This is a genomic window from Streptomyces sp. NPDC051909 (assembly GCF_040681095.1).
Classification (GTDB): Bacteria; Actinomycetota; Actinomycetes; order Streptomycetales; family Streptomycetaceae; genus Streptomyces.
This window is the reverse complement of record NZ_JBFAYA010000069.1, coordinates 1-4,197: the sequence shown is the minus strand read 5'-3', so window position 1 is coordinate 4,197 and position 4,197 is coordinate 1. Positions and strand designations below refer to the sequence as shown.

Genomic DNA, 4,197 nt, shown 5'->3' with positions numbered 1-4,197 from the left:
TCATGCCCCAGCCGGCCAGCTGTTCACAAGAACACGGCGGCTTCGCGAGATCCCTGCTCTACAACCGACGACACCGTCACGAAGATCGAGGTCAGTACCTGTTTCTAAGCCCCGGTCCTGAGTAGCCTTGGGTCCTACGCTGGCGTGGTGTCCAAGGGCATCGGACGGGCCGGGGAGAGGAACTGTCGGGCTTGTGGCGAACGGCTGAGGCCGGGCGCCCGGCCCGGGGCCGTGTTCTGCTCGTCGGTATGTCGTTCCAGGCAGTGGCGTACGGAACGGCGGCTACGGAAGCGCCTGGCGGCCGTCCGGGGTGACGCCGATGAGGTTGGGTGCCTGGAGTGCGGGGCCCGGTGGGTGGCCGGCGTCGACCGCCGCTCGGACGCCGTGTATTGCTCACGGCGATGTGTGGTGCGGGCCTGGAGGCGGCGGAAGGAACCGTTCGCGGAACGGTCACAGTGACCGCTGATCGAACGCATCCTCAGTCCGGTTTCATTCACGATCCGGTCATCTCCGGCCATTCGTTACGATCTTCGGATTTTCGGTCTGACTCTCGGTGGTGGATGCGGGCCCCGTCTCGTCACGGCCCGAAGTGCCGTGCCCTAGCCCGTACTTGGATGGTGAAAGCCATGACCGAGGAGAACGAGAAGGTCGGAAACGTCAGCCAGTCCCGCTATGAGCAGATCGTTGCCGAGCTGCGGGGCGTGGTCGAACAGCAGACACAGGGGCAGTTCACGATCGGGGACCGGGCATTGGAGATCGAGCCGATCCGTCCCCGCGGAGGGGTCGCCACCGACCACGCGTGGTCCGTGGATCTGTCCCTGACCCAGCTGGCCGAAGACATCGGTCTGGCCGTGAAGACGGTGAAGACGGCCCGCTGGACGGCCTCGCGCTGGCCGGCCGACAAACGCCGCAAAGAGGCATCCTTCTCGGTCCACAAAGTGCTGGCCAGCATCGACAACGAGACGGAACGGTACGCCGCGATCGAGACACCTCCTGCGGGCAAGACCCGCTGGACGATGGACGACGCCCGGCGCCGGACCGGAGTCCAGGTGGAGACCCCGGTCTCGCCGCAGGAGAAGGTCACCGCCATCCACGCGCTCGCCCAGGATGACAAGGTCGCCGCGGCCGTGACCGGTGATCTGCTGCGTCGTCCGCAGGTCGCGGCGAAGGTGGCACAGACCGACAAGGTCCGGGTGGTGGAGGAGTTCACTCGCGACGAGGCGGTCGCGGCGAGTGCGGCGACCAGTCTGCTGCGGCGGCCGGACATCGCGTTCAAGGCGATGAGCGACGACACCGCCCGTTTCCAGGTCAACCATGCCCAGGCCGAGCGGAGCCGGCAAGCCCGCGAGCACTTCGAGGACACCAGCCCCGTCGCGCCGGCCGTGAGGCAGATCGACAGGGCGGTGGAGTTCCTGGACCTGGTCACCGCCTGCCACTCCTTCGTTGCTGCCGCCGGCCGGACGGTCCCCGGTCTGCGTGACCGGCAGCTGTCGGACGACGAGCGGGTGATCGTGCACGAGAACATCGCACTGATGCGCGCCACGCTCGACTGGATCGAGACCGCCGTCGACACCGGCAAGGTCGACATGGACGACGAGCTCGCCCGCCTGCTGCGGGGCCAGTAGTCATGCCCCGCGCCTCACGGCGGCTGGGCGAAGCCGCCCAGCGGCACGCGGACACCCTCCGGTTCATCCTTTTCGAGGCCAGGCCGGCGGGGCTGCTGTTCCCTCAGCTGGTACGCGCCAGCGAGCTCTCCCCGAGCCAGGTCCGCTCCGGGCTGGCCTGCCTGCGGGACGTGATCGCCTCCAACGGCTGGCCGCCGCTGATCTGGACCAGGGAGAACGGCTACCAGCTCGGCGCTGAGCGGGCCGCGCTGGAGGTATACGAACGGGCGGTGGTCTCCGAGAAGCTGACGGAGTTCCGCCGTTTCATCACCGGCACGGTCGCCCCGCACGCCGCCGTCCACCCGAACGACAAGTGGGTGCGGCACATCGTCGCCCAGCTCAACTCCATCGAATCCACCCTCGACCTCATCGCCACTGCCTGACCAGCGGCGGGGCCGCTCTGCCGACGGCCCCGCCGCATCATCGAGGAACCGTGATGCGTCTCCGCCGCTATCCCTCGGACACGTCGGACGCCGAGTGGGCTCTGATCGAACCGCTGCTGCCGATCCCGGCCTGCGACACACCGATCGGGGGTCGGCCGGAGAAGCATCCCCGTCGCGAGATCGTCGACGCGATTCGCTACGTGGTCGACACCGGCTGCAAATGGCGGGCCCTGCCAGCCGACTTCCCACCTTGGCGGACCGTCTGGGGCTTCATGACCCGCTGGGCCGCGGCCGGTGTCGTCGGCCAGATCCGCGACCATCTCGCCGGGCGGATCCGCCGCGACATGGGCAAAGGCCCCAGAGCGGTGGCCACCGTGATCGACTCCCAGTCGGTCAAGGCCGCCGAGACCGTCGGGAAGGACTCCCGCGGGTACGACGCGGGCAAGAAGATCAACGGCCGCAAGCGCCACCTCGTCGTCGACACCCGCGGCCTTCCCCTGTTCGTGATGGTCACTCCCGCCGACCTCCACGACAGCCACGCGGCCAAGGAAGTCCTCTTCCGACTCCGCCTCATGCACCCCGAGATCACCATCGTCTGGGCCGACACCGCTTACGCGGGCAAGCTCGTGACCTGGGCGAAGAAGTACCTGGGCCTCACGATCAAGACCGTCAGCCGCCCGAAGGACTCCTCCGGCTTCATCGTGCTGCCCCGTCGCTGGGTCGTCGAACGGACCTGGGCCTGGATGATGCACGCCCGCCGGCACGCGCGCGACTACGAACGGCTCGTCCAGCACTCGGAAACCCTGATCACCTGGGCCGCCATCACTCTCATGGCCCGCCGTCTCACCCGGAGCAAGACCTGTTCCGCCCGGACCACGCTCGCGCCGGCCGCCTGACTTCTCGTTGCCTCCAGGTAAGGCTTAGAGTTCCCGCTCCAGGATCTCCGGATCCATGCGGACGAGTGAGTCTGGGATCTCTGATACTGAGCGAACTTTCACAGAAAGTCCGAGGTTGGTGAACCACTGCCCAAGTAGAGCAACTTCTGCATCGTCCTCACAATTCGCCAGCAGCGCCTCGGCCAGTGAGGCCCCGCTCACGGCGAAGAGGGTTCCTTCAGTGTCGGCACACACGATTGGCGGTGGCCAGACTTCTCCCGGATATAGCCAATACCCATAGACGAAATCCGTACCCACCATGACGGCCGCAAGGAAGTAGCTCAGCAATTTGGCGAAATGTGGAACCTCGGAGTTCGCCTCGTCGTCGAGTACCGCCTGCGCGAGACCGTCATCCCAGGTGGCGCTTTCGGGCCCGATGATTCTGGCATCAAGATATTCCAGGGGGTCGGGCGAATCCTGCATGTACTCCAAGTACTCCTCGGCGCCTTCATCGCTGGCTGAAGTCGGACGAGCTTTCTCCAGGGCGCTAGCATCGGTTCCGCCTCATAGGCGGGCGTTCTGAACCGCAGCTAGCTGGAGAAACTCTTGCGGGATCTCTCGATCCCGCAGCCATTTCGCAGCCCACGCAATCAATTCGCGCGCCTCAGCCACTCTGTATTCTCCTCGTGGTGCCAGGAAGAAGGGTTAGTTCACGCTGCTGATCGAGACGATAGCCGGGCAATCCAGTGGCGCCCTGCAGAACTCCAGTTCGTCATCGGTGAATCGGTCGTCAATGGCTGGGCCGGCAGACACCGATGAGGGCCACGCGTTTGGCGATCCATCCCACCGCCACAGCTCCGCGAGCGGGAACTCCACACAGCCGACCTCGTCAATGACAGACTTGTTGCTGAATCCTGCACATTTGAAGCATTCTTCCGTGTCGCCAGCACGCTGCCATCGGCAACGGCTACTCAATATGAGCCCTGGGCTCCAGTGGGTGACACCAGAAGTAGGGAGTGGCCGGGTTCAGAAACAGGTACTTAGAGGTCCTAACAGAAGCCGCTGATGGTGTGACTGTCGGCTTGGATGCTCGTTAGCCCGTTCGTGGCGAAGAGGAACTCCCGGCCGTGGATCGTCTCGGACGAACTGTGGTCACTGATCGAGCCCTTGTTGCCAGTTCCGGCGCCGAAGCTGGTGACGGGCCGGCCGCGGGTGCCCGACCGGCAGGCCCTGTGCGGGATCCTGTTCGTGCTCCACACCGGCATCCAGTGGGAG

Annotated in this window: 5 protein-coding genes; 4 read left to right on the top strand and 1 reads right to left on the bottom strand. The window is 65.8% G+C overall.

The annotated features are described in order from the left end of the window. Positions 1 to 626 precede the first annotated feature (626 nt). From AB0M18_RS36395 to AB0M18_RS36385, 3 genes are read left to right on the top strand one after another with little or no spacing between them, the layout of a single operon-like run. Positions 627 to 1,625 (top strand): DUF6192 family protein, encoded by a 999-nt coding sequence (locus tag AB0M18_RS36395; RefSeq protein ID WP_365765672.1) that lies wholly within the window; start codon positions 627 to 629, stop codon positions 1,623 to 1,625. A gap of 2 nt (positions 1,626 to 1,627) precedes the next feature. Continuing rightward, positions 1,628 to 2,047 carry a RacP protein gene (locus AB0M18_RS36390; protein ID WP_365765670.1) on the top strand — a complete coding sequence of 140 codons (420 nt, stop codon included), beginning with the start codon at positions 1,628 to 1,630 and terminating at the stop codon, positions 2,045 to 2,047. Between the two features lie 53 nt (positions 2,048 to 2,100). Continuing rightward, positions 2,101 to 2,943, top strand: a complete 843-nt coding sequence (locus tag AB0M18_RS36385) for an IS5 family transposase (protein ID WP_365765668.1) — start codon at positions 2,101 to 2,103, stop codon at positions 2,941 to 2,943. A gap of 24 nt (positions 2,944 to 2,967) precedes the next feature. Here the strand turns inward: AB0M18_RS36385 and AB0M18_RS36380 are convergent, their stop codons facing one another. Then, on the bottom strand, positions 2,968 to 3,405 hold the full coding sequence (locus AB0M18_RS36380) for a hypothetical protein (RefSeq protein WP_365765666.1): 438 nt from the start codon (positions 3,403 to 3,405) through the stop codon (positions 2,968 to 2,970). 603 nt (positions 3,406 to 4,008) lie between these two features. On the opposite strand from AB0M18_RS36380, the gene AB0M18_RS36375 reads away from it, so the two are divergent. Beyond that, on the top strand, positions 4,009 to 4,197 hold a 189-nt coding region (locus AB0M18_RS36375), incomplete at its 3' end, for a transposase (protein WP_365765664.1).

Coding starts and splice junctions, on each gene's coding strand:
- AB0M18_RS36395 (WP_365765672.1), top strand. CDS start 627: ATGACCGAGGAGAACGAGAAGGTCGGAAACGTCAGCCAGTCCCGCTAT.
- AB0M18_RS36390 (WP_365765670.1), top strand. CDS start 1,628: ATGCCCCGCGCCTCACGGCGGCTGGGCGAAGCCGCCCAGCGGCACGCG.
- AB0M18_RS36385 (WP_365765668.1), top strand. CDS start 2,101: ATGCGTCTCCGCCGCTATCCCTCGGACACGTCGGACGCCGAGTGGGCT.
- AB0M18_RS36380 (WP_365765666.1), bottom strand. CDS start 3,405: ATGCAGGATTCGCCCGACCCCCTGGAATATCTTGATGCCAGAATCATC.